We start from the raw sequence: 23,609 nt of genomic DNA, 5'->3' as shown, positions 1-23,609 counted from the left end.
GCGTCATACTCCGTAATAGTCGCGATACCACGCAACGAACCGCTGCACGCCCTCGCGGATATCGGTTTGCGGGACGTAGCCGGTAAGGGTGCGCAGCAGTTCGGCATCGGCCCAGGTCGCCGGAACGTCCCCCGGCTGCATCGGCATGAGATTGCGCTTGGCCTTGATGCCCAGTGCATCCTCGATTGCGCCGATCATGTCGCTAAGCTGGACGGGCTGCGAATTGCCGATGTTGACCACTCTCCAGGGGGCGACTGGTGACAGACTGTCCCCCTCGGCTATATCCCCGGGGTCTTGGGGCCTGACCGGGGGCGCGTCGACCAGGCGGCGGACCGCCTCGACGAGGTCTTCCACATAGGTGAAATCGCGCATCATCTCGCCGTGATTGTAAACGTCGATCGGCTCGCCCTCGAGCATCGTCCTGGTGAATTTGAACAATGCCATGTCGGGGCGCCCCCACGGCCCGTACACGGTGAAAAAGCGGAACATGGTCACCGGCAGATCGAACAGATGCGCGTAGGAATGCGCAATCGCTTCGGTCGCCTTCTTGGTCGCGGCGTAGAAGGACAGCTGATGGTCCGCCTTCATGGTCTCGCGATACGGCATCTCGGTATTCGCGCCATAGGCGGATGAGGTCGAGGCCAGCAGCATGTGCTGCGGCGGATGCGCGCGCGCGGCTTCGAGCAGTTCGAAGGTGCCGACCAGATTGCTTTCGAGATAGCTGCGCGGGTGATTGATCGAATGCCGCACCCCCGCCTGCGCTGCGAGATGGATGACGATATCGGGCTGTTCGTCTGCGAAGATACGCGCCAGCAGGCCCGGCGTCTCGATCGGCTCATTGATCGCCACGAAACCCGCGTTTTGCAGCAACCCCGCCTGTCGCCGCCGTTTGAGTTCGGGATCGTAATAGTCCGACAGCGAATCGACGCCGATGACACGGAATCCGTCGGCCAGCAGTCGGCGGCAGGTGAAATAGCCGATAAACCCCGCCGAGCCGGTGACCAGCGCGGTGCGGCTTTCGCCCATCAGTCGGCGCCGAACAGGTCGCGGGTGAAGACCTTGTCGCGGACATCGGCGATGTCGGGATCAAGGCGATTGGCGACGATCACATCGGCCTCGGCCTTGAACGCGTCGAGATCGTTCACGACGCGGCTGCCGAAGAAGCTGTCTTCCTCCATCACCGGCTCGTAAACGATCACGTCGATCCCCTTGGCCTTCACGCGTTTCATGATGCCCTGGATCGAGGACTGGCGGAAATTGTCCGAACCGGCCTTCATCACCAGGCGGTAAATGCCCACTATGCGCGGCTCGCGGTCGATGATGCGGTCGGCAAGGTAGTCCTTGCGGGTGCGGTTGGCGTCGACAATCGCGCGGATGAGGTTCTGCGGGACTTCGGAATAATTCGCCAGCAGCTGCTTGGTGTCCTTGGGCAGGCAGTAGCCGCCATAGCCGAAAGATGGATTGTTGTAATGCGCGCCGATGCGCGGATCGAGGCCGACGCCCTCGATGATCTGGCGCGTGTCGAGCCCGCGCGACAAGGCGTAACTGTCGAGCTCGTTGAAGAAGGCGACACGCATGGCGAGATAGGTGTTGGCGAACAGCTTGATCGCCTCGGCTTCGTCGGCATCGGTCAGCAGGACGGTGACATCGTCCTCAAGGACGGGCTGGAGCAGCAGGTCGGCAAATTTCTGCGCCCGCTCGGACCGTTCGCCGACGATGATCCGCGAGGGATGGAGGTTGTCGTAAAGCGCCTTGCCCTCACGCAGGAATTCGGGGCTGAAGATGATGCGGTCGGTGGCGAAGCGTTCGCGCGCATGGCCGACGTAGCCCACCGGGACCGTGGATTTGACGACCACGACCGCCCGGTCGTTGGCGGCGAGAACCTGTTCGATCACCGCATCGACCGCCGAAGTATCGAAGAAGTTGGTCTCGACATCGTAATTGGTGGGCACGGCAACCACCGCGAATTCGGCGCCTTCGATCGCTGTGGCAGGATCGGTGGTGAAGGCGAGGTCGAGATCGTCGCGGCGTAGGTATTGCTCGAGCAGTTCGTCCTGGATCGGCGATTGGCGATCCTCGAGCATGGCGATGCGCTCGGGCGAAATATCGCAACCGATCACACAATTGTGCTGTGACAGCATGATGGCATTGGAAAGGCCGACATAGCCGAGCCCGAAAACGGCGATCTTCATCGAATTACCCGCATATCAATCCGCTGCCGCAAGGGTCGACAACGCGTGCCTTCTGTGGGGAGGCGCAAGCGATTGCAAGCCCCGCCCCGCACCTGCTCACCACATGAAGTAGGGCCCGCCCCGCTCGCGCGCCCGCTGCCACGCTGGCCGCGCATGGATTGCCTCGACGAAGCGCGCGAGCTTCGGCGCTTGCTCGCCATAGCCCTGCATCACCGCGATCTCGGCGGGGAAACTCATCATCACATCGGCAGCGGTCCAGCCGTCGCCGACGAAATGGAGATCGGGTGAGATGTTGTCCTCGGCGAAGCGAACATGAGCGGCGAGTTGCTCGTCGACGCGCGGCATCAGCGGCGCAGCGGCATCGCCAAGGCGGCCGGCGTAGATCTTCAGCATCACCGGGACGAAAAAGCTGCTCTCGCCGAACTGCATCCATTCAAGGTGCCTGATATGGGCTTCGCTATCGCGCGCGGGAAGCCAGCTTTCGCCGCCATGGCGTTCGCACAGATATTGGATGATCGCGCCGCTTTCGGCGATGGATACGCCATCATCTTCGATCAGCGGCGACTTGCCGAGGGGATGCGCCTCGCCGAGCTCGGGCGGCGCGAGATTGGTTTCGGCATCGCGCTGGTAGGCGATCACTTCGTAATCCGCGCCCAGTTCCTCAAGCAGCCAGAGGATGCGCTGCGAACGGCTGTTGTTGAGATGGTGGACGGTGATGGTCATGGCGGCGCTCCCAAATGGACGATTCGCCCGCACCCTAGGGCTGCCACTGGCCTGCGGCCATGCCACAAACGGAAAAGCCGGTGCGGCCATGAAGCGGCGCGCACCGGCTTTCCGGTTTTTCGGAAGCGCCGGGGGACAGTCCGGCTGTAACGCGGGCCCGGGGATGTGGGCCGACGCGCTCCCGCTTGAAGAGAATTCAGTCCTCGTCCGCGTCCGGACCGGTCATCATCTCTTCGGCGACCTCGTCGGTGCGGCCGCGGATTGCGGCTTCCAACTTGGCACACATCTCGGAATTTTCCTTGAGGAAGGTCTTGGCGTTCTCGCGGCCCTGGCCGATGCGGACGCTGTCATAGCTGAACCAGCTGCCCGATTTCTCGACCACGCCGGCCTTGACGCCGAGGTCGAGGATCTCGCCGATCTTCGAAATACCCTCGCCATACATGATATCGAATTCGACCTGCTTGAATGGCGGAGCGACCTTGTTCTTGACCACTTTGACGCGAGTGGCGTTGCCGATCACCTCGTCGCGGTCCTTGATCTGGCCCGTACGGCGAATGTCGAGCCGCACCGAGGCGTAGAACTTGAGCGCATTGCCGCCGGTGGTGGTTTCGGGGTTACCGTACATCACGCCGATCTTCATGCGCAGCTGGTTGATGAAGATCACCATGCACTTGGAGCGGTTGATCGAACCGGTCAGCTTGCGCAGCGACTGGCTCATCAGGCGGGCCTGCAGACCGACATGGCTGTCGCCCATCTCGCCTTCGATTTCGGCGCGGGGGACCAGCGCAGCAACCGAGTCGACCACCAGCACGTCGATCGCGTTCGAGCGGACCAGCGTATCGGTAATTTCGAGCGCCTGTTCACCCGTATCGGGCTGCGAAACGATCAGTTCCTCGATGTCGACCCCCAGCTTCTTGGCATAGACCGGGTCAAGCGCGTGTTCGGCATCGACGAAGGCGGCGGTGCCGCCCGCCTTCTGCGCTTCGGCGATGACATGCAGCGCCAGCGTGGTCTTGCCCGAGCTTTCCGGACCGTAAACCTCGACCACGCGGCCCTTGGGCAAGCCGCCCACGCCCAGCGCGATGTCGAGGCCGAGCGAGCCGGTGGAAATCGATTCCACCTGCATGGCTTCCTTCTGGCCCAGCTTCATTGCCGAACCCTTGCCGAATGCGCGGTCGATCTGTGCGAGCGCGGCGTCCAATGCCTTCTGGCGGTCTGCGTTCACTTTTTTGTCCTCTACGAGCTTCAGACTTGCCGCCATGACACTACCTCCTGCACTTGGCCAGAGTCGGCTACCGACTCTTCAACTGGCGCAGTATGTATCGGCTTTGTTCCGCAAGAACAAGTGGGGAACAGGAAAAAGTTTTCCTGCTATGTTCCGCTCGGCAAAAAACCAGCGGCGAACCCCGCCTATTTGCGATGTTCGCTCAGCACTTCGGCGACCTTGGCATTGATCTGCTGGACGCTGAACGGCTTGGGGATGAAGTGCATGTCCTCGATGTCGATCTCGTTGCGGAGCTGCTCTTCGGCATAGCCCGACATGAACAGGATCGGGATCTTCGGTTTCACCTTGCGGATCGCGCGGGCCATCGCGGGCCCGTCCATCGTCGGCATGACGACGTCCGACACGATCAGGTCGAACTCGGTCGTGCCGTTGGCGATCGCGCCCAGCCCCTCTTCGCCGTCGGCGGCGGTGGTCACGGTATAGCCCGCGCGGGCAAGCGCGCGCTCGGCGACGGCGCGGACCATGTCCTCGTCCTCGACCAGCAGCAGCTTCCCACCCGCCGACCATTCGGTCGCATTCGTTTCCTCAGGCTCTTCGCGGCGCATGATGGCAGGCAGTTCGCCCTTGTGTACCGGCAGGTACATGGTGAAGCGCGCGCCAATCAGCGTTCCGTCGGGCCCCTGCACATTGTCGGCGAAGATGAAGCCGTTCGACTGCTTGACGATACCATAGACGGTCGACAGGCCGAGCCCGGTGCCCTTGCCCTGCTCCTTGGTGGTGAAGAAGGGTTCGAATATCTTGTTGAGATGCTCGTCGGGAATGCCGCCGCCGGTGTCCTGCACGATCAGCACGGTGTAATCGTCCGCGGGCATGATATCGATGCCCATCTTGCGCACATCGCGTGCCGATACCCGGCGCGTGGCCAGCGTCAGACTGCCCTTCCAGTCCTGCTTGCCGCGCTTGATCGCATTCATCTGCATTGCATCGCGCGCATTGACCGCAAGGTTGATGATGACCTGTTCGAGCTGCTGCGGATCGGCGCGGACCGAGCCCAGCTCGCGGTCGTGGCGCACCGAAAACTCGACCTTCTCGCCCATCAACCGCTTGAGCAGCTGGCTGACCTCGCTGACCACGTCGGGCAGTTGCAGCACGACCGGGCGCAGGGTCTGCTGGCGGCTGAAGGCGAGCAATTGCCGCGTCAGGCTGGCCGCGCGGTTCGAATTGGCCTTGATCTGCTGGATGTCATCGTAATCGCTGTCACCCGGCGTATGCCGCAAGAGCATGAGGTCGCAATAGCCGATGATCGCAGTCAGCACGTTGTTGAAATCATGCGCCACACCGCCGGCCAGCTGGCCGACCGCCTGCATCTTGGTCGCCTGCGCGACCTGGCGGCGGAGGCGTTTCTCTTCCGAGGAATCGGAGATCGACAGCAGCACCGCCGCATCGCCCAGCCCGCGCACACCGGCGAGGCCGATCGACACCGGCTCTTCCTTGTCGTTCGCCAGCCGCACCGCCATGTCGCCGCTCGCGGTCGCGCCCTTGGCGAAGCGCCGGACGGTATCGGCCAGCGCGGCCTTGTCTTCGCGCACGACGAGGTCGGACGGGAATTGCGGCAGTCCGCGATCGACCCGCTCGACCGCGCGCAGGAACGCCTTGTTGGCGAACAGGAAGCGCCCGTCGCGATCGGTCAGCGCCAGACCCAGCGGCAGCGCCGAGAGCAGCGCTTCAAGCTGCGGAATGGCGGCCTTGCCGCTCCCTTCCCAGCCCCCGCCGAGGCCGACCGAACTGTCGACCAGCAGCATCAGCGAAGGCGACTGGTCGGCATCGCTGAGTTTGTCGGCGGAAGGCGCGTCGAGCGGCACATGCACCAGCGTTTGCGGCGACCCCTGCTGCCCCTCGCGCGCGAAGAAGATGCGATCGCGATCATCCGAGCGCAGCAATTGCACGAATTCCAGCCCGCCGAGCGAGTTGTCCCGGCTACCGGTGGCGCGTTCCGCCAGTCCAGGGGTGGTGGTAAGGACAACGCCATCGGGTCCCACCAGTGCGAGTTCGAGACCCGACCGTGAGATCACCTCGCCAAAGCGGCCCGAAAGGCGCTCGGACAGGCCTTCATAGCTGCGTTCTTCGCGCAATTCGGTGAAGCGCCAGACCAGATAGGCCTCGCCCCGTCCGCTGCGATCGATCTGCAATTGGTAGTGAGCCTCCAGACCCTCGAGCCGCACTTCGGCAACCTTGGCCGACCCGTCGCGCCAGGCGTCACGCGCGCCCGCGATTACCGCTTCGCGCGAGCTGGTATCGAAGGCCAGGTCGTAAGGCGAGGAGATGCTGTCGAACCAGCTTTCATAAGTCGAATTGGCGCAAACCATCCGGTTTGCCCGGTCGATGATCACCACCGCCCGCCGGCGGTTCTCGATCGCGACGCTGGTCACCGACCAATCTGGCTGGAGCGTATCCCCCTCGACCGGAGCAGTCTTGAGGCGGGCCGCGAGCAGCAGCATCAACAGCACCGCTACCAGCGCACCGCCATAGGCCAGGGCGACGACGGTCTGCTGGCCGACCAGCCATACCAGCGATACGGAAACGATCCCGGCAGCCGCGACGCCGAGCATGAGCGGCAGCGGAGGCAGCCGGGTGACCGGGTTGTCCTCCTGCACCATCACGTCTCGGGATCCTCATCCACGCGGTGGTCGAAGCGCCGCTCCATTATGCGCAGACGGCGCTGGCGCTTGCGCGCAACGACGAAGCGCCAGACAACGCCGGCAAAAACATAGCCGAACGCCGCCCCGACAATCGCAAGCACGATGAAGCCGAACACGGTCACCAGCACGGTTACCCCGACCCCTTCGAACATTTCGATGAACCAGGACCAGCGCCCGCTGGAAATTTCTTCCTGTGCTGCGCCGCCCGTGGCCGCCAGATCGACCTTGAGGATGAAGACGCCGATCTTGTTCGCCACCAGTGCCCAGAACGGAAAAGTGAACGGGTTGGTGATGAAGGTCACCAGCGTCGACAGCGGCACATTGGCGCGTGCGGGCAGCGCCATGAAGGCGGCCAGGAAGATCTGGCCCACCGGTACGATAAAGCCCGCGAAGATGCCCAGCGCCACGCCGCGCGGGACGCTGCGCCGGGTAAAGCGCCACAATTCGGGCGTCAGGAAGCGGTGCGCGATGGGGCGCAAATACTTGTTTCGCGCCATCTGCTCGCGCGTGGGCATGCGCAGACGAATCCAGTCCGACAGGAATGTCTTAGATTTGCGCTCGCTCATTGCCACGACCCTGCCATGCGCTGCCTCCTTGGCGAGTGCAAGGGGAGGTGGAAAGCAGCTTGCGACGAATACGGCATGGCTGGCGATGTGGTTAGCACGGTGCCCCGATGTAAGGGTCGCGCACCTGGTTTATCCGCGGTCGCGCAGCAGCCGCGCCTTGTCGCGCTTCCAGTCGCGATCCTTGATCGTCTGGCGCTTGTCATGCGCTTGCTTGCCCTTGGCCAGCGCGAGTTCGACCTTTGCCCGTCCGGTGCTGTTGAAATAGATCGACAGCGGGACCAGCGTCATGCCCTTGCGCTCGACCGCGCCGAACAGCTTCTCGATCTCGCGCGAATTGAGCAACAGTTTGCGCGGGCGGCGTGGCTCGTGATTGAGCCGGTTGCCATGCGAATATTCGGGGATGTTGGCATTGACCAGCCAGACCTGCCCGTCGCGGATCTCGGCATAGCTTTCCTTGATGCTCGCCTCGCCCGCGCGCAGCGCCTTGACCTCGGTCCCCTGCAGCGCGAGCCCCGCCTCGAAAGTCTCCTCGACATGGTAATCGTACCGCACGCGCCGGTTGTCGGCGACGGTCTTCTGCTTGTCGAAAGTGGCGGGCTTGGGTCGGGCCATAAGGCGGGCGCATGTAGGATAGCAGGCGGCGCTTGGAAAGGGCGCGCAGCGATTTCTCTTGCCAAGCACGCCGCGCGCATGGCGAAAGCCGCGCATGAATGCCCGTCCCGCAATCGAACCCTTTGCAATCCACGACAGCGTCATCGCGCCGGGAACGCGCGCGACCGTGGCGATCCCCGTCGCGCAGCAGGTCACCGGGCTGAACTCGGCGCTTGCGCTGGAGGTCGTGCATGGTGCGCGGCATGGTCCCTGTATCTTCGTCAGCGGCGCGATCCATGGCGATGAGATTATCGGCACCGCGGTGATCCAGCGGCTGCTCGAGCGCCTGTCGCCCGGCATGCTCGCAGGCACGATCATCTTCGCCCCCGCGGTCAACATCTACGGCTTCGTGGCACACAGCCGTTACCTCCCCGACCGGCGCGATCTCAACCGCAGCTTTCCGGGGGCCGAACGCGGCAGTCTCGCCGCGCAACTGGCGCACTGCTTCCTCACGCAGGTGATCGACCGCTGCGCGCTGGGCATCGATATTCATTCGGCCGCGGTCCACCGCTACAACCTGCCGCAGATCCGCATCGCCGCGGGCAGTCCCTATCTGTCCGAGCTGGCCATGGCCTTCGGCGCGCCGATCATTATCGAAAGCCCGCTGCGTCCCGGCTCTATGCGCGCGCTCGCAGCCGATCGCGAGACGCCCATGCTGCTGCTCGAAGCGGGAGAGGCGCTACGCTTCGACCGCTTCTCGATCGAGATCGGGGTCGCGGGCGTGCTGCGCGTGCTCGCCCACATCGGGATGATCGATGCCGATGACGGACTCGACGAGGTCGAGGTCCCGCTTCGCTCGAACCGCTCGAGCTGGGTGCGCGCGCCGCGCGGCGGTGTCAGCCGGCGGGTGTGCCGCTCGGGCGATGTTGTGCGCAAGGGCGCGCTGCTCGCGCGGGTCGGGGGCCTGTTCGGCGAGGATCCCGAAGACCTTGTCAGCCCGACCGACGGGGTAGTCATCGGCCATGCGACGCTGCCCATCGTCAACCAGGGTGACGCGCTGTTCCACATCGCCGAGGTCGAGGCGCTCGACCATGTGGGGGAGCATGCCGACAGCATCGTCGAAGCGCTTGCCGTCAGCGATCCCCCCTTCCCCGCCGCGCCCCTGCTCGACGAAGACGAAGTGATCTAGATCAGCCCGGCGATTTCCAGCGCTTCGTCGACCGCCTTGCGGCTGGCTTCGCTGGCGGTGCACAGCGGCAGGCGGACATCGGGCTCGAACCAGTCGTGCACCCGGCTCAGCGCATATTTGACCGGTGCCGGGCTGGCGTCCGAAAACATTGCGTAATGCAGCGGGAACAGGCGGTCGTTGAGCGCGCGCGCCTTGACCAGATCGTTCGCCGCGATGGCCTCGTGGAATTCGGCGCACAGCGCAGGCGCGACATTGGCGGTCACCGAGATGCACCCCGATCCGCCCGCGGCCGAATGCGGCAGCCACAATTCGTCATTGCCCGACAACTGGCAGAATTCGTGGTCGAGCCCCATGCGGTGATCGGCAACGCGCGACAAATCGCCGCTGGCATCCTTGATGGCGACGATGCGATCAGGATATTTGCGCACCAGTTCGACCACCGTCTCGTCCTCGATATCGGTCACCGTGCGGCCGGGGACATTATAGAGAACGATCGGCAGATCGCTGTTTTCCGCCAGGAAGCTGAAATGCGCGATCAGGCCGGTCTGGCTCGGCCGGTTGTAATAGGGCGCAACGCACAGGCCCGCAGCCGCCCCTGCCTTCTTCGAAAACTGCATGTGGAGCAGCGCATTGCGCGTATCGTTCGAGCCGCAGCCCGCGATCACTGGCACGCGGCCCGCCGCCTGTTCGATACAGACCTCGATCACCCGGTGATGTTCGGCATTCGACAGCGTCGAGGCCTCGCCCGTGGTGCCGCAGGGGACCAGCCCCTTGCTGCCATTGTCGATCTGCCAGTCGACGAGCTTGCGGAACGCGGCTTCATCGAACGATCCGTCGCGAAAAGGAGTCGCCAGAGCTGGAATCGAGCCTGAGAACATTTACCTGAGTCCTGCGTTAGAGGAATGAAACAAAATCAGTTTTCGTGACGAGGTGCCACGATCCATTCAGCGCCTGATAAGGAGGGGCCGGGCAATATGTCCAGCATGGGCCGAAAAACAGTTTTCTCACTCGCACTTATGGTCGGCACTGCGCTGGCCTTCCCTTCGCTTGCGCAGGCACAGGATGCCTCGCGCAGCAGCCTGGTCGCACAGCAGCCGGGCCGGATGGACCAGGCAGTCGGACAATGGGAATTTCTGACCAAGCAGGAGAACCTGCCGTTCTCCTCCTACGCGGATTTCCTCACCAGCTATCCGGATTTTCCGAAGCAGGAATTGCTCCAGCGCCGCGCCGAAGCCGCGCTCGATCGCGAAGCGCCCACACCGCAGACGCTGGTCGCCTTTTTCGACAAGCATCCCCCGCTGACCAATAGCGGGCGGGCGCGGTACGCGCTTGCGCTGGCCTCGCTCGACCGCCCCGAGGCGCTCGAAGTCGCGCGCGAAGCGTGGCGCGGCGGCACGATGAGCGGCCCGGCAGAACTTTATATGCAGGGCCTGTTCGGCAGCCGCTTCGCGCCCGAAGACCATGACGCACGGATGGATGCGCTGCTGTGGCAGGGCAGCTACGAAGCAGCCTCGCGCCATGTCGTGCGCGTCTCGCCCGCTTATCGCGGGATGGCGCAGGCGCGGCTGGCGTTGTTGCAAGGCAGCACGCCTTCGCAGGCTGGCGTACCCGTTCCCACGGGTGCGATGACCGATGCGGGCTATGTCTACAATCTGACGCGGCATTACCGCAATTCGGGCCAGCCCTATGAGGCGGTGAACCTGCTTTCGACCCGCGCGGCCTTCGTGTCGCCCGCTTTCGACGGGACGCAGTTCGTCAGCGAAGCACTGGCGGTGGCCAAGAGCGCCGGAGCGACGCAGGCCGCCAGCATTGCGGGCAAGATCGACGATGTCTTCGCGCCGGGCACCGATATTTCCGACGGCTCCTATACGCTGCGTGACAAATATACCGACCTCATGTGGCTCGGCGGAACGAAGGCCTTGTGGTCGCTTGGCGACGGGACGCAGGCTGCGCCGCTGTTCTACCGCTATGGCACCGCGGCCAAGACGCCGCTGACCCGTTCGAAGGGCTTTTACTGGGCCGGACGCGCCGCCGCGCGCGCAGGCGATCAGGCCGGGGCACAGCGCTATTGGGAAATGGCCGCTCAATATCCCGATTGGTACTATGGTCAGTTGGCGCTCAGCGAGCTTGGCCGCCCGATGCCGACATTTGCGCCCGTTCCCGCACCGGATAGCGCCGAGCGCGCGGCCTTCGAAGCCGATCCGCTGACCGGCGCGCTGCGTGCGATCGCGCGCAATCGCCGCGACTGGCGCACCGAACGCGCCTTTTTCGAAGCGATCGCCGACAAGGCCAATACGCCGGGCAGAATGGCTCTCGTCGGCCAGTTGGCGCGCGAAACGGGGCTCGAGGAAATGGCGGTCGTCGCCGGTCTGGTGGCGGGCGAGCATGGCCTCACCGGATTCGAACGGCTCGGCTATCCTACCGTCGAAACGCATCCGGGCGCGAACTGGACGATGGTCCATGCGATTGCGCGGCAGGAAAGCGAATTCGACCGCAACCGCGTCAGCCATGCGGGCGCCCGCGGAATGATGCAGCTGATGCCGGGCACCGCGCGCGAAGAAGCGGGCAAGATCGGCGTGACCTACATGTCCGCCAGCCTGACCCAGAGCCCGAGCTACAATATCCGCCTTGGCGATGCGCATTTCGCGCGGCTGATGGATCGCTATGGCGGTGCCTACCCGTTGGCCATCGCGGCGTATAATGCTGGCCCTGGCCGGGTGAATGAATGGCTGCGGCTCAATGGCGATCCGCGCACCGGCGCGGTCGACTGGGTGACCTGGATCGAACAAATCCCGTCGAATTTCGAGACGCGTTACTATGTGATGCGCGTGATCGGGAATGCGGTCAGCTATGCCAACATGCACCCCGACCGCTCGGCGCCTTACGAACGCGATATTGCGAATTACCTGCGCCGCTGATTTGCGCTAAGGGCCACGGCCTCATGCAAGGCAAGTCCAATCCCGTCACCCCTGCCGGTTATGCCGCGATGCGGGCGCGCTACGACCATCTGCTCGGCACCGAGCGGCCCGCGATCGTCGAGATCGTCAGCTGGGCGGCGGGCAATGGCGATCGCAGCGAGAACGGCGACTACCTCTACGGGCGCAAGCGCATGCGCGAGATCGACCGCGAACTGGCGCATCTCGCGCGGCGGATGAAGGCGGCGCGGGTTATCGACCCCGACGCGCAGCCCGACAAGTCGCGCGCCTTCTTCGGCGCCACGATCACGCTTGCCGACGAGGAAGACGTCGAGCGCGTCGTCACGCTTGTCGGCGATGACGAACAGGATGCCAGCGCCGGCCGCATCGGCTGGTCCTCGCCGGTCGCGCGTGCCATCAAGGGCGCGGCAGTCGGGGACCTGCGCAGCGTGAGGTTGCCGGGCGGGCTGAAGGAATGGGAGGTGGTGGCGATCGACTATGCTTAGGCTTGGCGCCCTCCTCCTGCTCGCCGCTGCGGCGCCGCTATCGGCCAAGGACAGCCTCGGCGTATTCTCCGACTGGGGCGCCTTTCGCGATCCTGCGGTACCACGGTGCTATGCCATCGCCATGGCGGCGCCGAGCCGGTTGCAGCGCGATTTCGAACCATTCGCCACCGTCGGGACCTGGCCGCGCCGCAATCTGCGCGGGCAAGTGCATTTCCGTCTCTCGCGCCAGCTTGCCGCAGGCTCGACCATCACGCTGGCAATCGGCGGCAAGAGCTTCCGCCTCAGCGGCGGCGGCGGCGATGCCTGGGCCGAAGACCGCACGATGGATGCCGCCATCATCGCGGCCATGCGGTCCGCCACCCGCATGACGATCCGCGCGACCGATACGCGCGGACGCCGCTTTGCCAACACCTATTCGCTGGCCGGCGCGGCCACCGCGATGGATGCCGCCACGCTCGCCTGCGCGCAGCGCTGACACGAAAAGGCCGGAGAGCGCATAACGCTCCCCGGCCCTCGATCAGGTCAGATGCGATCGCTTAGAAGCGAACGCCGAGGCCTGCCATGATCTGGTGACGGTCGAGATCGACATCGAAACGCTCGCTGTCGGCCAGGTCGCCGTCAAAATCGACTTCGCCTTCGCTGTAGTTCGAATAGCGATATTCGACATTCATGAAGGTGCGCGGGTTGATCGCATATTCGAGACCCGCACCGGCACGCCAGCCGTCGAGATCGAAGTCTTCGTCATATTCGGTGGTGCCGTCATTCGCGAGAATGTTCAGCTTGGCGTTGGTGTAACCGCCCTTGGCGTAGACCAGCAGGTCCGGGCCCATCTTCGCACCGACGCGCGCGCCGAGGAAGAGGTCGCGGCCGGCATCGACTTCACCGAAGCCGAAGCCTTCGAAATCACCGTTGTTGAATTCGGTCTTGGCGCTGGAATCGGTCAGTTCCGCTTCGAGGCCGACGACTGCGCCGCCGAGATCGAAATCGTAACCGGCCTGGACGCCGTAGACCACGCCGTCGATCGACTGGTCGTTATCGGCATTGGCATCGTCATCGACGCTGCTGCCAGCCTTGAGCGCATCGTAACCGGCGACGCCCTGCAGGCGGAAGCCGTCGAAATTGCTGCCGCTGTCCTGGGCCATTGCAGGTGCCGAAAAGGCAGCCAGCGATCCGGCGACGAGCAGGGTTGAGATCTTCTTCATATGCGAACTCCATTGGTTTTACCCGCAGCTTTTGCGCTGCGTGGACCCAGAGAACGATGCGAAATGGCAAACAGTTTCATTAACCTGAGACAACAGTAAGTTGTTGCCTTTTGAACACATGTTGCGCGACGAACCGAGACCTGGAAGCGGCGGGCGCTGAAAACGCTCAAATCGGGCGGGCATATTTCGCGCGGTGGCCGCGCCGGACAGGCGGCGGCGCCCCGAGCCTGGCCCCGCCTGCCCGCATGCTTTGCTTTCGGGGCATTTGGCACTATATGCGCCGCTCCCATGGCCGATACGACACTCATGAGCATTCCCGGGCAGGTAGACCCGGTTCCCGTCGCGCGCGACATCACGCCGCGTGCGGATGGCCGCGTCGACCTGATCGGTCTGCCCAAGGACCGCATTCGCGAATTGTTCGCCGATGCCGGACTCGACGAGAAACAGGCCAAGCTGCGCGCCAAGCAGGTGTTCCACTGGCTGTATCATCGCGGTGTGACCGATTTTGCCGCGATGACCGATATCGCCAAGACCATGCGCCCGTGGCTGAGCGAACGCTTCGTCGTCGAACGCCCCGATGTGGTCGAGGCGCAGCATTCGACCGATGGCACGCGCAAGTGGCTGCTGCGGACCGCCGACGGGCACGAGTTCGAGATGGTCTTCATCCCCGATGCCGACCGCGGGACGCTGTGCATTTCCAGCCAGGTCGGCTGCACGCTCAACTGCACTTTCTGCCACACCGGCACCATGCGGCTCGTGCGCAATCTGACGCCGGGCGAAATCGTCGGCCAGGTCATGCTCGCCCGCGATGCGCTGGGCGAATGGCCCAAGGGCTCGATGGCCGGCCTCGACACCGAGGAAGACAGCAGCGAATACCGCTCGGACGGGCGCCTGCTGACCAATATCGTGCTGATGGGCATGGGCGAACCGCTCTATAATTTCGACAACGTCAAGGCTGCGATGCAACTGGTGATGGATGGCGCCGGTCTTGCGCTGTCGAAGCGCCGGATTACGCTGTCGACCAGCGGCGTCGTGCCGATGATGGATCGCTGCGGCCAGGAAATCGGCGTAAACCTCGCGGTATCGCTGCACGCGGTGACCAAGGAGATCCGTGACGAGATCGTCCCGATCAACCGCAAATACGGGATCGAGGAACTGCTCGAAGCCTGCGCCGCCTATCCTGGCGCGAGCAATGCGCGGCGGATCACCTTCGAATACGTCATGCTGCGCGACAAGAACGACAGCGACGAGCATGCGCATGAACTGGTGCGGCTGATCAAGCATTACCGCCTGCCCGCCAAGGTCAATCTGATCCCCTTCAACCCGTGGCCCGGCGCGCCATACGAATGTTCGACGCCCGAGCGGGTGAAGCGCTTTTCCGAAATCGTGTTCAAACACGGCATCAGCGCCCCGGTGCGCACCCCGCGCGGACGCGACATCGATGCCGCCTGCGGCCAGCTGAAGACCGCAGCCGAAAAGAAAAGCCGCGCCCAGCGCGACCGCGAGGCCGCTGAAGCCGAGGCCGAGGCCGCCGCGGGATGACCGCCGATGCGGCGACGATCGCATACTACCAAGCGAACGCGCCGCGTTACACGCTGAGCTTCGGCCAGGGGCCAAGCCGCCACCTCGATGCATTTCTCGACGGGCTCGAACCAGGCGCCCGTGTGCTCGAGCTGGGCTGCGGTGGGGGCCGCGATTCCGCGCACATCATGAAACGCGGCTTCGCCCTCGACGCGACCGATGGCACTCCGGCCATGGTGCGCAAGGCGAACGAACGCTTCGACGTCGGCGCGCGCGTCCTGCAATTCGATCAGCTTGACGCAGTGGCGGCCTATGACGCGGTCTGGGCACATGCCTGCCTGCTGCATGTTGCACGTGCCGACCTCCCCGGTGTCCTCGCAGCGATCCGGCACGCTTTGCGTCCCGGCGGGTGGCACTTTGCCAATTACAAGCTCGGCGACGGCGAAGGGCGCGACCCGCTGGGACGGCTGACCAACCTCCCCGACGAAGGCTGGCTCGAACGTGTCTATCAAGATGCCGGATTGGCCATCATCGCTGCCGAACGCTACCGCGGCGAAGGCGCGGACGGCATCCAGCGCGACTGGTATGCGCTGACCCTGCGCAAGGAGGATAAGTGATGGTGGCGATAACCGAAATTTGCATCGGCCTGCCCCAACCCTTCAACGGCGCGGAACTGAGCGCGATCGACAAGCGCCCGGTTGCCGGCGCGGTCGCCATCCGCAGCTTCGGGATCGAAGGCGATATGGTCGCCGACACCGTGCATCATGGCGGCGTGGACATGGCGGTGCACCACTATCCGCACGATCATTACTCGGGATGGAACGAATGGCTGGGCGGCCACGATCTGCTCGCGCGCGCCGCGGCCTTCGGCGAAAACCTGACGAGTACCGGGCTCACCGAAACACAGGTGCATATCGGCGACCGCTTCCGGCTCGGCAGCGCGCTGCTCGAAGTTAGCCAGCCGCGCAAACCGTGCTGGAAGATCGAACACCGGTTCGGCCGTAAGGGCATGGTTGCGCGGATCATCAAGCAGCACAATTGCGGCTGGTACTATCGCGTGATCGAGGAAGGCGAGGCGCAGGCCGGCGATGTGCTCGAACGCGTCGAAACCGGGCATTCCGAGTGGAGTGTCGCCCGGCTGTTCGCCAAATTCTACGATCCCGCGCACCGGGCATCCCGCGACGAGATCGAGGAAATGGCGGAGCTCGAGCGGCTCTCTCCGGAGATGCGAGACAAGATCCGCGCAAAACTCGCCAGCTAGCGATCCGTCACATGCGGTGGTGAGCTCAGCTCCACCCGGGCACGGCAGCGCCTTCGGCAACGGTCATGCAAGTCCCGCCGATCCACACCGAACCGTCGCTTTCCTGCGAGCAATGGATGCGCCCGTCTGCGCCCGTCTGGCGGCCTTGAGCAGCGACATAGCGCCCTTTCTCGAGCCCGCTGGCGAACAGGTGCATCGCCACACCCGCATTGAAGCTACCCGTCACCGGATCCTCGCGCATACGGCCCTGCTGGTCGGCAAAAAAGGCGCGCAATTCCCATGCGATATCGCCGCCGCTCGTGGGCCCCGCCAGCCCGATGTCGGTGCCCTGCGGCGCCTCCGCCACCGGCTTCGCTGCAAGCACATCCTCGTCCGAGCGCAGCCGCAACAACTGCCATTGCGGTCCGTTGGCGACATGCACCGCCTCCACCACCATTTCCTCGCCGACTCCCGTCAGTTCGATCGCGCGCGCGCGTTCCTCGTCGGATAGCGGTCCGCTGCGCACCAGATCGGGCGCGCGGAACGACAGCCGCTCGCCATCGCGGCGGATTTCGACCGGGCCAACCCCGCATTCCTGCACGATCGCGCCGTCATTCTTCGGCACCCCGCCCGCGCGCAGCCAGGCATGGCAGCTACCCAGCGTCGGATGGCCCGCAAACGGCAATTCGCCAGCCGGGTAGAAAATCCGCACGCGGTAGTCCGCGTCCGGGTCGGTCGGCGGCAGCAGGAAGGTGGTTTCGGAAAAGCCCAGCCATTGCGTCAGCTTGAGCATCTGTTCGGCGGTGAGGCCCTCCGCCCCATGCACGACCGCGAGCGGATTGCCGCTCAGCGGACCAGAACCAAATACGTCGACAAGATCGAGTTTCACGGCATCATCCTCGCAACTGCGCCCCGATGGCAAAGCTAGGCAATCATCGCCAAAACTGCTCAATAGAATTCATGACCAGTTCGACAGTTTTGGTGACCGGCGGATCGGCGCGGATCGGTGCGGCAATCGTGAAGGCGTTTGCAGACAATGGCTGGCACGTCGTCATCCACTACGGCGAATCGCATGACGAGGCGGAAGCCCTGGCGAGCACCCTCCCCTCTGCAGAAACGGTGCACTGCGACCTGGCGGATGGCGACGCCGCAGTGGTGATGGTCGAAGCGCTCGCGGCGCAGCTGCCCGATTGGCGCTGCCTCGTGAATTGCGCGGCGATCTTCGAGCCCGATGCGGTAACCGAACTCGATCCAGCGACGAACCTTCGGTCGATGCAGATCAACGCCCGCACCCCGGCGCGCATGGCGCAAGCCTATCTCGCGCGTGCCCGCGCCTCAGCGGGGCGGCGCGTGATCCAGTTCACCGACCAGAAGCTGGCCAATCCGAACCCCGATTTCTTCAGCTACACCATGAGCAAGCACGCGGCCGCATCGACCGTGCCGATGCTATCGATGGGCGCAGCCAAGTGTGACGATCGTATCTACGCGCTCGCACCCGGCGCGATCCTTGCCAGCCACGACCAGAGTGAGGCCGAGACCGAAGTGTCGCACCGCATGAACCTGCTGGGCCGCAAGACCGGGCCGGACGAGGTTGCCGAGGCCACGCTGTTTCTCGCGCAGGGCCATCTGGCCAGCGGGCAGACGCTCTATGTCGACAGCGGCCAGCACCTGCTCGCCCAGCCGCGCGACGTGATCTACCTCGCACGCGAGGAGCAACCAGCATGAAGCGCCACGCGCTCAGCACGCGACTGTGGCACTGGCTCAACCTGCTGTGCGTGATCGTGCTGTTCATGTCGGGGCTGACGATCTCCAACGCGCACCGCCGCCTGTATTGGGGCGATTGGGGCTTTTCCGCGGAGCAGGCCTGGCTGATCGTCCCGCGCTTTCCCGACTGGATGACGATCCCCGGCTATTACAGCCTCGCCGTAGCCCGCGATTGGCATATCCTCATGGCCTGGCCCTTTGCGCTGGGCCTGCTGTTCATGTGGCTCGCGATGCTCGCCAACCGGCATTTCGCGAAAGACATCGCCACTCGCCGCAGCGAATGGCGCCCGTCAGCAATCGGGAGCGACATCGCCGCGCATCTCAAGCTCGATTTCGCCCACGCCGGGGGCAAGTACAACTTCCTCCAGAAGCTCGCCTACGGCCTCGTGCTCGGCGTGTTTCTGCCGATGATGATCTTTACCGGCATCGCGATCAGCCCGGGCATGGGGCCGTCATTCGGCTGGCTGGTCGAACTGCTTGGCGGGCGGCAATCGGCGCGCAGCCTGCATTTCATTTTCGCTTTTGCCATCGCCGCGTTCTTCGTCGTCCACGTCGTGCTGGTCATCCTCGCCGGGCCGATCCGCCAGATGCGCGACATGATCACCGGAGGGCGCGAACCGTGAAGCGCAGGAATTTCCTCGTCGCCGCCGGCGCGGCCTTCGTGGCGGGCTGCAACCGGATCGCCGAAACCGACGTCGGCCAGTCGCTGCTGAACGCGGCCGAAGGGTGGCACAAGGGCGCCCACCGGCTGCTGAGCGACCGCGAGGCCCTCGCCCCCGAATATCCGCGCAGCGCGGTCTCGCCCTACTTCCGCGGCAATGGCTCGACCGATCCGCAAAGCGGCGATTACCCGCGCCATGCCGGGGAAGGCTTCGCCAATTGGCGGCTCACGGTCGCTGGGCTGGTCGATACACCGCTGAGCCTCAGCCTCGACAATATTCGCAGGCTTCCGCAGCGCACCCAGGTTACCCGCCACGATTGTGTCGAGGGGTGGAGCGCGATCGGCGAATGGAGCGGGCCGCAATTGTCGCTACTGCTCGACGCCGCGGGCCTGCGCGAGGAAGCCAAGTTCATCGTCTTCCGCTGCGCCGACAATCTCAACGGGCAGGACTATTACGAAAGCGTCGACCTGCTCGATGCCTATCACCCGCAAACGATCGTTGCGCACCGCCTCAATGGCGAACCGCTGCCGATCCGCAATGGTGCGCCGCTGCGCATGCGGATCGAGCGGCAACTGGGCTACAAGCACGCCAAATACCTCACCGCGATCAAGGCGGTCGCCAGCCTGGACGATATCGGCAAGGGCCAAGGCGGCTATTGGGAAGACCGCGCCGGATACCAATGGTACGCCGGGATCTGATCAGGCGGGATAGCGCCGGTTCATTTCCGCCCAGTCCGCGCGGATCATCTCTTCGAGCACCGCCAGATCGATGTCGGCCAATTTGTTGACGTAGAGGCAGCTCTTGCCGCGCGTATGCTTGCCCAGTCGTTCCAGCGCATCGGCATGCTTGGCCCCAGTCTCCGGATCGCAATAGCCGCCCATCAGATAGAGCGAGTGCTTCGCCGTGCGCGGGCTGAAACCGGTGCGCATCCATTCGACCTCGCGCCCGCTGGCATAGGTGGCGGAGTAGCTGCCATAGCCGATGATGCTCGGCCCCCACATCTTGGGCTGCTCGCCCGTCACCCGCCGGAACAACGCATCGAGCACCTGCGCCTCCTCGCGCTTGCGGACCGGTTCCACCGCGGCGAGGAAATCCCGCGGATCGGTGTCGGTCGGCTGCGTTTTCGCCTCGGCCATGGCGCGGCTCCATCATTTGACTCGCTGCCCCATGTGCCACAGGCTCCGGCGCAGGGGAAACTGCGGGGAGACCGGTACGCATGTGGCTGCTCGACAAATTCTTGAATTCGGCAATCCGGCGCGGCCGCCTGATCGTGACCGACCATGACGGGCAGACCTATGAATACGGATCGCCGGAGGGAGGCGAACCCCCGCTCCATATCCGGCTGACGCATCGCAAGGCCGCCAGCCACATCGCACGCTATCCGCAGGTCGGCGCGGGCGAAGCGTTCATGTGGGGCTGGCTGGAAGTCGAACCGCCGCACGATATCCGCGATCTGGTTCTGTTCGTGACCATGAACGCCAAGCGCGAAGCGGGGGCCTCGCTCAAGCCGCAGGGGCCGCTGCGCAAGGCGGCGCAGAAACTGCTCGCCAAGGCCGACAGTGTCAATTTGCGCGGCAAGGCGCGCAAGAATGCCGAGCATACCTACAACCTCACCCGCCGCCTTTACGAACTGTTCCTCGACGAGGACCGGCAATACACCATGGCCTATTACCGCGAGGATCCCGCAGCGACGTCGCTGGAGAAGGCGCAGCTCGACAAGAAGGCGCATATCGCTGCCAAGATGTTTATCCAGCCGGGCCAGCGCGTGCTCGACATCGGATGCGGCTGGGGCGGCTTCGCGCTCTACCTCGCGCGGCATTACGATATCGAGGTCACCGGGGTCGCGCTGGCCCCCGACCAGATCGCGTTCTGCAAGGAACGGGCTGAAGCCGCCGGTCTGGCGGATCGCGTCACCTTCGAGCTGATGGATTACCGCGACGTGCAGGGACAGTTCGACCGGATCAGCTCGGTCGGCCTGCTCGAGCACGTCGGCACCCCGCATTATCCCGCGTTCTTCGAGCACACCCACCGCCTGCTCGCCCCCGACGGCGTCATGGTCAGCCATTGCTGCGGCCGCGCGGGGGCGCCCGGCTTCACCGACAAGTGGACGCGCAAATACATCTTCCCCGGCGGCTATATCCCCGCGCTGTCCGAACTCGTGACGCAGAGCGAGAAGTACCGCTGGCAAGTGATGGATGTGGAAGCGATGCGCTTCCATTACAGCCACACGCTGGAAGAATGGTACCGGCGCACGGTCCTGCACCGCAAGGAGATCGAGGCGCTGTATGACGAGCGCTTCTATCGCATGTGGCTGTTCTATCTCGCCGGCGCGGAGCAGAGCTTCCGCCATGGCAATATGGTCAATTGGCAACTGCAGCATGTGAAGAACCGCAATGCGATCCCCATGACGCGCGAATATATCGAGACCGAAAGCGCCCGGCTGCGCGCGGCGGACGCGGGGAACGTGCCCAAATGGCACCTCGACCCCGCGTTGGATGAGGCGGCAGAGTAGATCGCCGCACGGGCCATTCGGTTGATTTTTCGCGATTCCACCCCATCTCTGCCGTCGGAAGGATAGTAGCATGGCAGGTGGTTGGGCGCGCGATGGCGCGGTTCAGGATCAGATCGACGATACGATCTCCGACGCGGTAAGCGCGGCGCGGGCACGGATGCCCGTGGGCGAAAGCGAGCAATGGTGCGTCGACTGCGGCGAGGAAATACCCGAGAAGCGCCGCGCGGCGTTGCCGGGTGTGAAGCGCTGTGTGCAATGCCAGTCTGGCCTCGATGCCAACGCGCGCAATTCGGGCATCAACCGGCGCGGGAGCAAAGACAGCCAGCTGCGCTGACTACGCTTTGATCCTGTCCTTGTTTAGCGCAGCATCTGCGCTTGACGCACGCAAAGCGTGAATCGATTGCCTACACTCCCCTCCCCCTGCTAGCGGCGCGCTCGTTACAACGAAGGTGCCTTCCAATGTCCGATACCATGCGCCCCGAAATCAAAAGGGTTGTCCTCGCCTATTCCGGCGGTCTCGATACCTCCGTCATCGCCAAATGGCTCGAGGTCGAACGCGGGGTCGAAGTGGTGACCTTCACCGCCGATCTCGGACAGGGCGAGGAAATCGAACCCGCGCGCGCAAAGGCCCGCGCCATGGGCATTCCCGACCAGCACATCTTCATCGAGGACGTCCGCGAGGAATTCGTGCGCGACTTCGTCTTCCCGATGATGCGCGCCAATGCGCGCTATGAAGGCGATTACCTGCTCGGCACCAGCATCGCGCGCCCGCTGATCTCCAAGCGTCTTGTCGAGATTGCGCATGAGACCGGCGCCGATGCCATCGCGCATGGCGCGACCGGCAAGGGCAACGACCAGGTCCGCTTCGAGCTGTCGGCCTATGCGCTCGATCCCGACATCAAAGTGATCGCGCCGTGGCGCGAATGGGACCTCACCAGCCGCACCGCGCTAATCGCCTGGGCGGAGGCGCACCAGATCGCAGTACCGACCGACAAGCGCGGCGAAAGCCCGTTCTCGACCGATGCGAACCTGCTGCACACCTCGTCCGAGGGCAAGGTGCTCGAGGATCCGTGGGAAGAAACGCCCGACTACGTCTATTCGCGCACCGACCACCCGGAAGACGCGCCCGACACGCCCGAATATATCGAGATCGGCTTCGAACGGGGCGACGGCGTATCGCTCAATGGTGAAGCGATGAGCCCGGCGACGCTGCTGGCTGCGCTCAACGACCTTGGCCGGACCCACGGTATCGGCCGGCTGGACCTGGTCGAAAACCGCTTCGTCGGGATGAAGAGCCGCGGCATGTACGAAACACCGGGCGGCGAGATCTACGCCCGTGCGCATCGCGGGATCGAGCAGATCACGCTCGATCGCGGTGCAGCGCATCTGAAGGACGAACTGATGCCGCGCTATGCCGAGCTGGTCTATAATGGCCTGTGGTACAGCCCCGAGCGCGAGATGCTGCAGGCCGCGGTCGACCTAAGTCAGCAAAAGGTCTCGGGCACCGTCCGGCTCAAGCTCTACAAGGGCACCGCCATGGTGGTTGGCCGCAAATCGCCGAACTCACTGTACTCCGAAGCGCATGTGACCTTCGAGGACGATGCGGGCGCTTACGACCAGAAAGACGCCGAAGGCTTCATCAAGCTGAACGCGCTGCGTCTGCGCCTGCTCGCGCAGCGCGACCGTTAATTACGAAAAAACGCGCGCTCTCGGCGTAATATTGCGCAAGGTGCGCGACTAGAGTCATATTTCTGCGACGGATGGTGGACTTATCCACCCTCCTCCACAGCGAAAAGCTGGAAAAGTGGAAAACTCGGGCCTCGTCCGCTGGACGAATCGCGTGGTCAGGGGCAGCTTCAAGTCATCGGAACGGCGAGGGACTTCCACCGGGTTTGAGGCGTAACAGCCTCTGATTACGGAGAAATTTCGGACCGGAAAGACATGGAAGGTGCTGTCCATGCATTCTTGAGACCACCGCGCCGCGGACTTCGGTCCAAAGCATGACGGTCGATGATGGAACGCAAAAGCACGTCTTTCATGGATCGGACCAACCCGGTCGGATGCCGAGGCGGTATTGCAGGAAAAGGTCTTCGGACCGGATC

At 64.2% G+C, this 23,609-nt stretch carries 24 protein-coding genes; 13 read left to right on the top strand and 11 right to left on the bottom strand.

The features are described 5' to 3' along the window. Positions 1 to 3: 3 nt before the first annotated feature. From V6B15_RS04540 to smpB, 7 genes are all read right to left on the bottom strand, one after another. A complete protein-coding gene (locus V6B15_RS04540) occupies positions 4 to 1,026 on the bottom strand; it encodes an NAD-dependent epimerase/dehydratase family protein (protein WP_334200188.1) in 1,023 nt (340 codons plus the stop codon). Next, a complete protein-coding gene (locus V6B15_RS04535) occupies positions 1,026 to 2,192 on the bottom strand; it encodes a nucleotide sugar dehydrogenase (RefSeq protein WP_334200187.1) in 1,167 nt (388 codons plus the stop codon). The genes V6B15_RS04540 and V6B15_RS04535 overlap by 1 nt, the downstream gene beginning before the upstream one ends. A 96-nt stretch (positions 2,193 to 2,288) precedes the next feature. After that, complete coding sequence (locus V6B15_RS04530; protein WP_334200186.1) at positions 2,289 to 2,915, bottom strand: glutathione S-transferase family protein; 627 nt, start codon at positions 2,913 to 2,915, stop codon at positions 2,289 to 2,291. 196 nt (positions 2,916 to 3,111) lie between these two features. Further along, positions 3,112 to 4,176 carry a recombinase RecA gene (gene recA / locus V6B15_RS04525; protein ID WP_334200185.1) on the bottom strand — a complete coding sequence of 355 codons (1,065 nt, stop codon included), beginning with the start codon at positions 4,174 to 4,176 and terminating at the stop codon, positions 3,112 to 3,114. A 149-nt stretch (positions 4,177 to 4,325) separates the two neighbouring features. Continuing rightward, positions 4,326 to 6,797, bottom strand: coding sequence for a response regulator (locus V6B15_RS04520; protein ID WP_320182105.1), 2,472 nt, complete (start codon positions 6,795 to 6,797; stop codon positions 4,326 to 4,328). Further along, complete coding sequence (locus V6B15_RS04515; protein ID WP_253515228.1) at positions 6,797 to 7,405, bottom strand: DUF2062 domain-containing protein; 609 nt, start codon at positions 7,403 to 7,405, stop codon at positions 6,797 to 6,799. Before V6B15_RS04515 ends, V6B15_RS04520 begins: the two co-directional genes overlap by 1 nt. A 129-nt stretch (positions 7,406 to 7,534) precedes the next feature. Then, positions 7,535 to 8,017 (bottom strand): SsrA-binding protein SmpB, encoded by a 483-nt coding sequence (smpB, locus tag V6B15_RS04510; protein WP_253515226.1) that lies wholly within the window; start codon positions 8,015 to 8,017, stop codon positions 7,535 to 7,537. Positions 8,018 to 8,111: 94 nt separating this feature from the next. Here smpB and V6B15_RS04505 point away from each other — a divergent pair, with 94 nt between their 5' ends. Further along, positions 8,112 to 9,185 (top strand): succinylglutamate desuccinylase/aspartoacylase family protein, encoded by a 1,074-nt coding sequence (locus V6B15_RS04505; RefSeq protein WP_334200184.1) that lies wholly within the window; start codon positions 8,112 to 8,114, stop codon positions 9,183 to 9,185. Here the strand turns inward: V6B15_RS04505 and dapA are convergent. Further along, on the bottom strand, positions 9,182 to 10,063 hold the full coding sequence (gene dapA, locus V6B15_RS04500) for a 4-hydroxy-tetrahydrodipicolinate synthase (RefSeq protein ID WP_334200183.1): 882 nt from the start codon (positions 10,061 to 10,063) through the stop codon (positions 9,182 to 9,184). The genes V6B15_RS04505 and dapA overlap by 4 nt on opposite strands. Before the next feature lie 138 nt (positions 10,064 to 10,201). Here dapA and V6B15_RS04495 point away from each other — a divergent pair, with 138 nt between their 5' ends. From V6B15_RS04495 to V6B15_RS04485, 3 genes are read left to right on the top strand one after another with little or no spacing between them, the layout of a single operon-like run. Next, complete coding sequence (locus tag V6B15_RS04495; protein ID WP_334200182.1) at positions 10,202 to 12,103, top strand: lytic transglycosylase domain-containing protein; 1,902 nt, start codon at positions 10,202 to 10,204, stop codon at positions 12,101 to 12,103. 23 nt (positions 12,104 to 12,126) lie between these two features. After that, on the top strand, positions 12,127 to 12,606 hold the full coding sequence (locus V6B15_RS04490) for a GreA/GreB family elongation factor (RefSeq protein WP_334200181.1): 480 nt from the start codon (positions 12,127 to 12,129) through the stop codon (positions 12,604 to 12,606). Beyond that, entirely contained in the window at positions 12,599 to 13,081 is a 483-nt protein-coding gene (locus tag V6B15_RS04485) for an invasion associated locus B family protein (protein ID WP_334200180.1), read from the top strand. Before V6B15_RS04490 ends, V6B15_RS04485 begins: the two co-directional genes overlap by 8 nt. Before the next feature lie 61 nt (positions 13,082 to 13,142). On the opposite strand, the gene V6B15_RS04480 is transcribed toward V6B15_RS04485, so the two are convergent. Further along, on the bottom strand, positions 13,143 to 13,808 hold the full coding sequence (locus V6B15_RS04480) for an outer membrane protein (RefSeq protein WP_320179971.1): 666 nt from the start codon (positions 13,806 to 13,808) through the stop codon (positions 13,143 to 13,145). 288 nt (positions 13,809 to 14,096) lie between these two features. Between V6B15_RS04480 and rlmN the strand changes: the two genes are divergently transcribed. The 3 genes from rlmN to V6B15_RS04465 are packed head-to-tail and all read left to right on the top strand — an operon-like array spanning position 14,097 to position 16,590. Then, complete coding sequence (gene rlmN, locus V6B15_RS04475) at positions 14,097 to 15,350, top strand: 23S rRNA (adenine(2503)-C(2))-methyltransferase RlmN (RefSeq protein ID WP_334200179.1); 1,254 nt, start codon at positions 14,097 to 14,099, stop codon at positions 15,348 to 15,350. Further along, entirely contained in the window at positions 15,347 to 15,946 is a 600-nt protein-coding gene (locus V6B15_RS04470; protein ID WP_334200178.1) for a class I SAM-dependent methyltransferase, read from the top strand. The genes rlmN and V6B15_RS04470 overlap by 4 nt, the downstream gene beginning before the upstream one ends. Further along, positions 15,946 to 16,590: an MOSC domain-containing protein gene (locus tag V6B15_RS04465; protein WP_334200177.1), complete on the top strand. Its 645-nt coding sequence runs from the start codon at positions 15,946 to 15,948 to the stop codon at positions 16,588 to 16,590. Before V6B15_RS04470 ends, V6B15_RS04465 begins: the two co-directional genes overlap by 1 nt. Positions 16,591 to 16,615: 25 nt before the next feature. On the opposite strand, the gene V6B15_RS04460 is transcribed toward V6B15_RS04465, so the two are convergent. Continuing rightward, positions 16,616 to 17,458 (bottom strand): PhzF family phenazine biosynthesis protein, encoded by an 843-nt coding sequence (locus tag V6B15_RS04460; protein ID WP_334200176.1) that lies wholly within the window; start codon positions 17,456 to 17,458, stop codon positions 16,616 to 16,618. A gap of 71 nt (positions 17,459 to 17,529) precedes the next feature. On the opposite strand from V6B15_RS04460, the gene V6B15_RS04455 reads away from it, so the two are divergent. From V6B15_RS04455 to V6B15_RS04445, 3 genes are read left to right on the top strand one after another with little or no spacing between them, the layout of a single operon-like run. Beyond that, a complete protein-coding gene (locus V6B15_RS04455; protein ID WP_334200175.1) occupies positions 17,530 to 18,294 on the top strand; it encodes an SDR family oxidoreductase in 765 nt (254 codons plus the stop codon). Next, positions 18,291 to 18,956: a cytochrome b/b6 domain-containing protein gene (locus V6B15_RS04450; RefSeq protein ID WP_334200174.1), complete on the top strand. Its 666-nt coding sequence runs from the start codon at positions 18,291 to 18,293 to the stop codon at positions 18,954 to 18,956. The genes V6B15_RS04455 and V6B15_RS04450 overlap by 4 nt, the downstream gene beginning before the upstream one ends. Beyond that, complete coding sequence (locus tag V6B15_RS04445; RefSeq protein WP_334200173.1) at positions 18,953 to 19,693, top strand: molybdopterin-dependent oxidoreductase; 741 nt, start codon at positions 18,953 to 18,955, stop codon at positions 19,691 to 19,693. Before V6B15_RS04450 ends, V6B15_RS04445 begins: the two co-directional genes overlap by 4 nt. On the opposite strand, the gene V6B15_RS04440 is transcribed toward V6B15_RS04445, so the two are convergent. Beyond that, complete coding sequence (locus tag V6B15_RS04440; protein ID WP_334200172.1) at positions 19,694 to 20,131, bottom strand: DUF1801 domain-containing protein; 438 nt, start codon at positions 20,129 to 20,131, stop codon at positions 19,694 to 19,696. 101 nt (positions 20,132 to 20,232) lie between these two features. On the opposite strand from V6B15_RS04440, the gene V6B15_RS04435 reads away from it, so the two are divergent. The 3 genes from V6B15_RS04435 to V6B15_RS04425 all read left to right on the top strand — a co-directional run bounded on the left by V6B15_RS04435 (position 20,233) and on the right by V6B15_RS04425 (position 23,196). Next, positions 20,233 to 21,507: a class I SAM-dependent methyltransferase gene (locus tag V6B15_RS04435; RefSeq protein WP_442969004.1), complete on the top strand. Its 1,275-nt coding sequence runs from the start codon at positions 20,233 to 20,235 to the stop codon at positions 21,505 to 21,507. A gap of 70 nt (positions 21,508 to 21,577) precedes the next feature. Beyond that, positions 21,578 to 21,841: a DksA/TraR family C4-type zinc finger protein gene (locus V6B15_RS04430; RefSeq protein WP_334200170.1), complete on the top strand. Its 264-nt coding sequence runs from the start codon at positions 21,578 to 21,580 to the stop codon at positions 21,839 to 21,841. A 137-nt stretch (positions 21,842 to 21,978) separates the two neighbouring features. Next, entirely contained in the window at positions 21,979 to 23,196 is a 1,218-nt protein-coding gene (locus tag V6B15_RS04425) for an argininosuccinate synthase (RefSeq protein WP_334201325.1), read from the top strand. Positions 23,197 to 23,609: the final 413 nt, after the last annotated feature.

Origin of the sequence: Qipengyuania sp. Mu-71 (assembly GCF_036867055.1) — a bacterium.
Taxonomy (GTDB): domain Bacteria; phylum Pseudomonadota; class Alphaproteobacteria; order Sphingomonadales; family Sphingomonadaceae; genus Qipengyuania; species Qipengyuania profunda.
Note: the sequence above shows the minus strand (reverse complement) of the source record. Positions and strands in the feature narration are given on the sequence as shown.

Bases quoted from the DNA above. Each gene is read 5' to 3' on its own strand.
- V6B15_RS04540 (WP_334200188.1), bottom strand. From the start codon at position 1,026: ATGGGCGAAAGCCGCACCGCGCTGGTCACCGGCTCGGCGGGGTTTATC.
- V6B15_RS04535 (WP_334200187.1), bottom strand. From the start codon at position 2,192: ATGAAGATCGCCGTTTTCGGGCTCGGCTATGTCGGCCTTTCCAATGCC.
- V6B15_RS04530 (WP_334200186.1), bottom strand. From the start codon at position 2,915: ATGACCATCACCGTCCACCATCTCAACAACAGCCGTTCGCAGCGCATC.
- recA (WP_334200185.1), bottom strand. From the start codon at position 4,176: ATGGCGGCAAGTCTGAAGCTCGTAGAGGACAAAAAAGTGAACGCAGAC.
- V6B15_RS04520 (WP_320182105.1), bottom strand. From the start codon at position 6,797: ATGGTGCAGGAGGACAACCCGGTCACCCGGCTGCCTCCGCTGCCGCTC.
- V6B15_RS04515 (WP_253515228.1), bottom strand. From the start codon at position 7,405: ATGAGCGAGCGCAAATCTAAGACATTCCTGTCGGACTGGATTCGTCTG.
- smpB (WP_253515226.1), bottom strand. From the start codon at position 8,017: ATGGCCCGACCCAAGCCCGCCACTTTCGACAAGCAGAAGACCGTCGCC.
- V6B15_RS04505 (WP_334200184.1), top strand. From the start codon at position 8,112: ATGAATGCCCGTCCCGCAATCGAACCCTTTGCAATCCACGACAGCGTC.
- dapA (WP_334200183.1), bottom strand. From the start codon at position 10,063: ATGTTCTCAGGCTCGATTCCAGCTCTGGCGACTCCTTTTCGCGACGGA.
- V6B15_RS04495 (WP_334200182.1), top strand. From the start codon at position 10,202: ATGGTCGGCACTGCGCTGGCCTTCCCTTCGCTTGCGCAGGCACAGGAT.
- V6B15_RS04490 (WP_334200181.1), top strand. From the start codon at position 12,127: ATGCAAGGCAAGTCCAATCCCGTCACCCCTGCCGGTTATGCCGCGATG.
- V6B15_RS04485 (WP_334200180.1), top strand. From the start codon at position 12,599: ATGCTTAGGCTTGGCGCCCTCCTCCTGCTCGCCGCTGCGGCGCCGCTA.
- V6B15_RS04480 (WP_320179971.1), bottom strand. From the start codon at position 13,808: ATGAAGAAGATCTCAACCCTGCTCGTCGCCGGATCGCTGGCTGCCTTT.
- rlmN (WP_334200179.1), top strand. From the start codon at position 14,097: ATGGCCGATACGACACTCATGAGCATTCCCGGGCAGGTAGACCCGGTT.
- V6B15_RS04470 (WP_334200178.1), top strand. From the start codon at position 15,347: ATGACCGCCGATGCGGCGACGATCGCATACTACCAAGCGAACGCGCCG.
- V6B15_RS04465 (WP_334200177.1), top strand. From the start codon at position 15,946: ATGGTGGCGATAACCGAAATTTGCATCGGCCTGCCCCAACCCTTCAAC.
- V6B15_RS04455 (WP_334200175.1), top strand. From the start codon at position 17,530: ATGACCAGTTCGACAGTTTTGGTGACCGGCGGATCGGCGCGGATCGGT.
- V6B15_RS04450 (WP_334200174.1), top strand. From the start codon at position 18,291: ATGAAGCGCCACGCGCTCAGCACGCGACTGTGGCACTGGCTCAACCTG.
- V6B15_RS04440 (WP_334200172.1), bottom strand. From the start codon at position 20,131: ATGGCCGAGGCGAAAACGCAGCCGACCGACACCGATCCGCGGGATTTC.
- V6B15_RS04430 (WP_334200170.1), top strand. From the start codon at position 21,578: ATGGCAGGTGGTTGGGCGCGCGATGGCGCGGTTCAGGATCAGATCGAC.
- V6B15_RS04425 (WP_334201325.1), top strand. From the start codon at position 21,979: ATGCGCCCCGAAATCAAAAGGGTTGTCCTCGCCTATTCCGGCGGTCTC.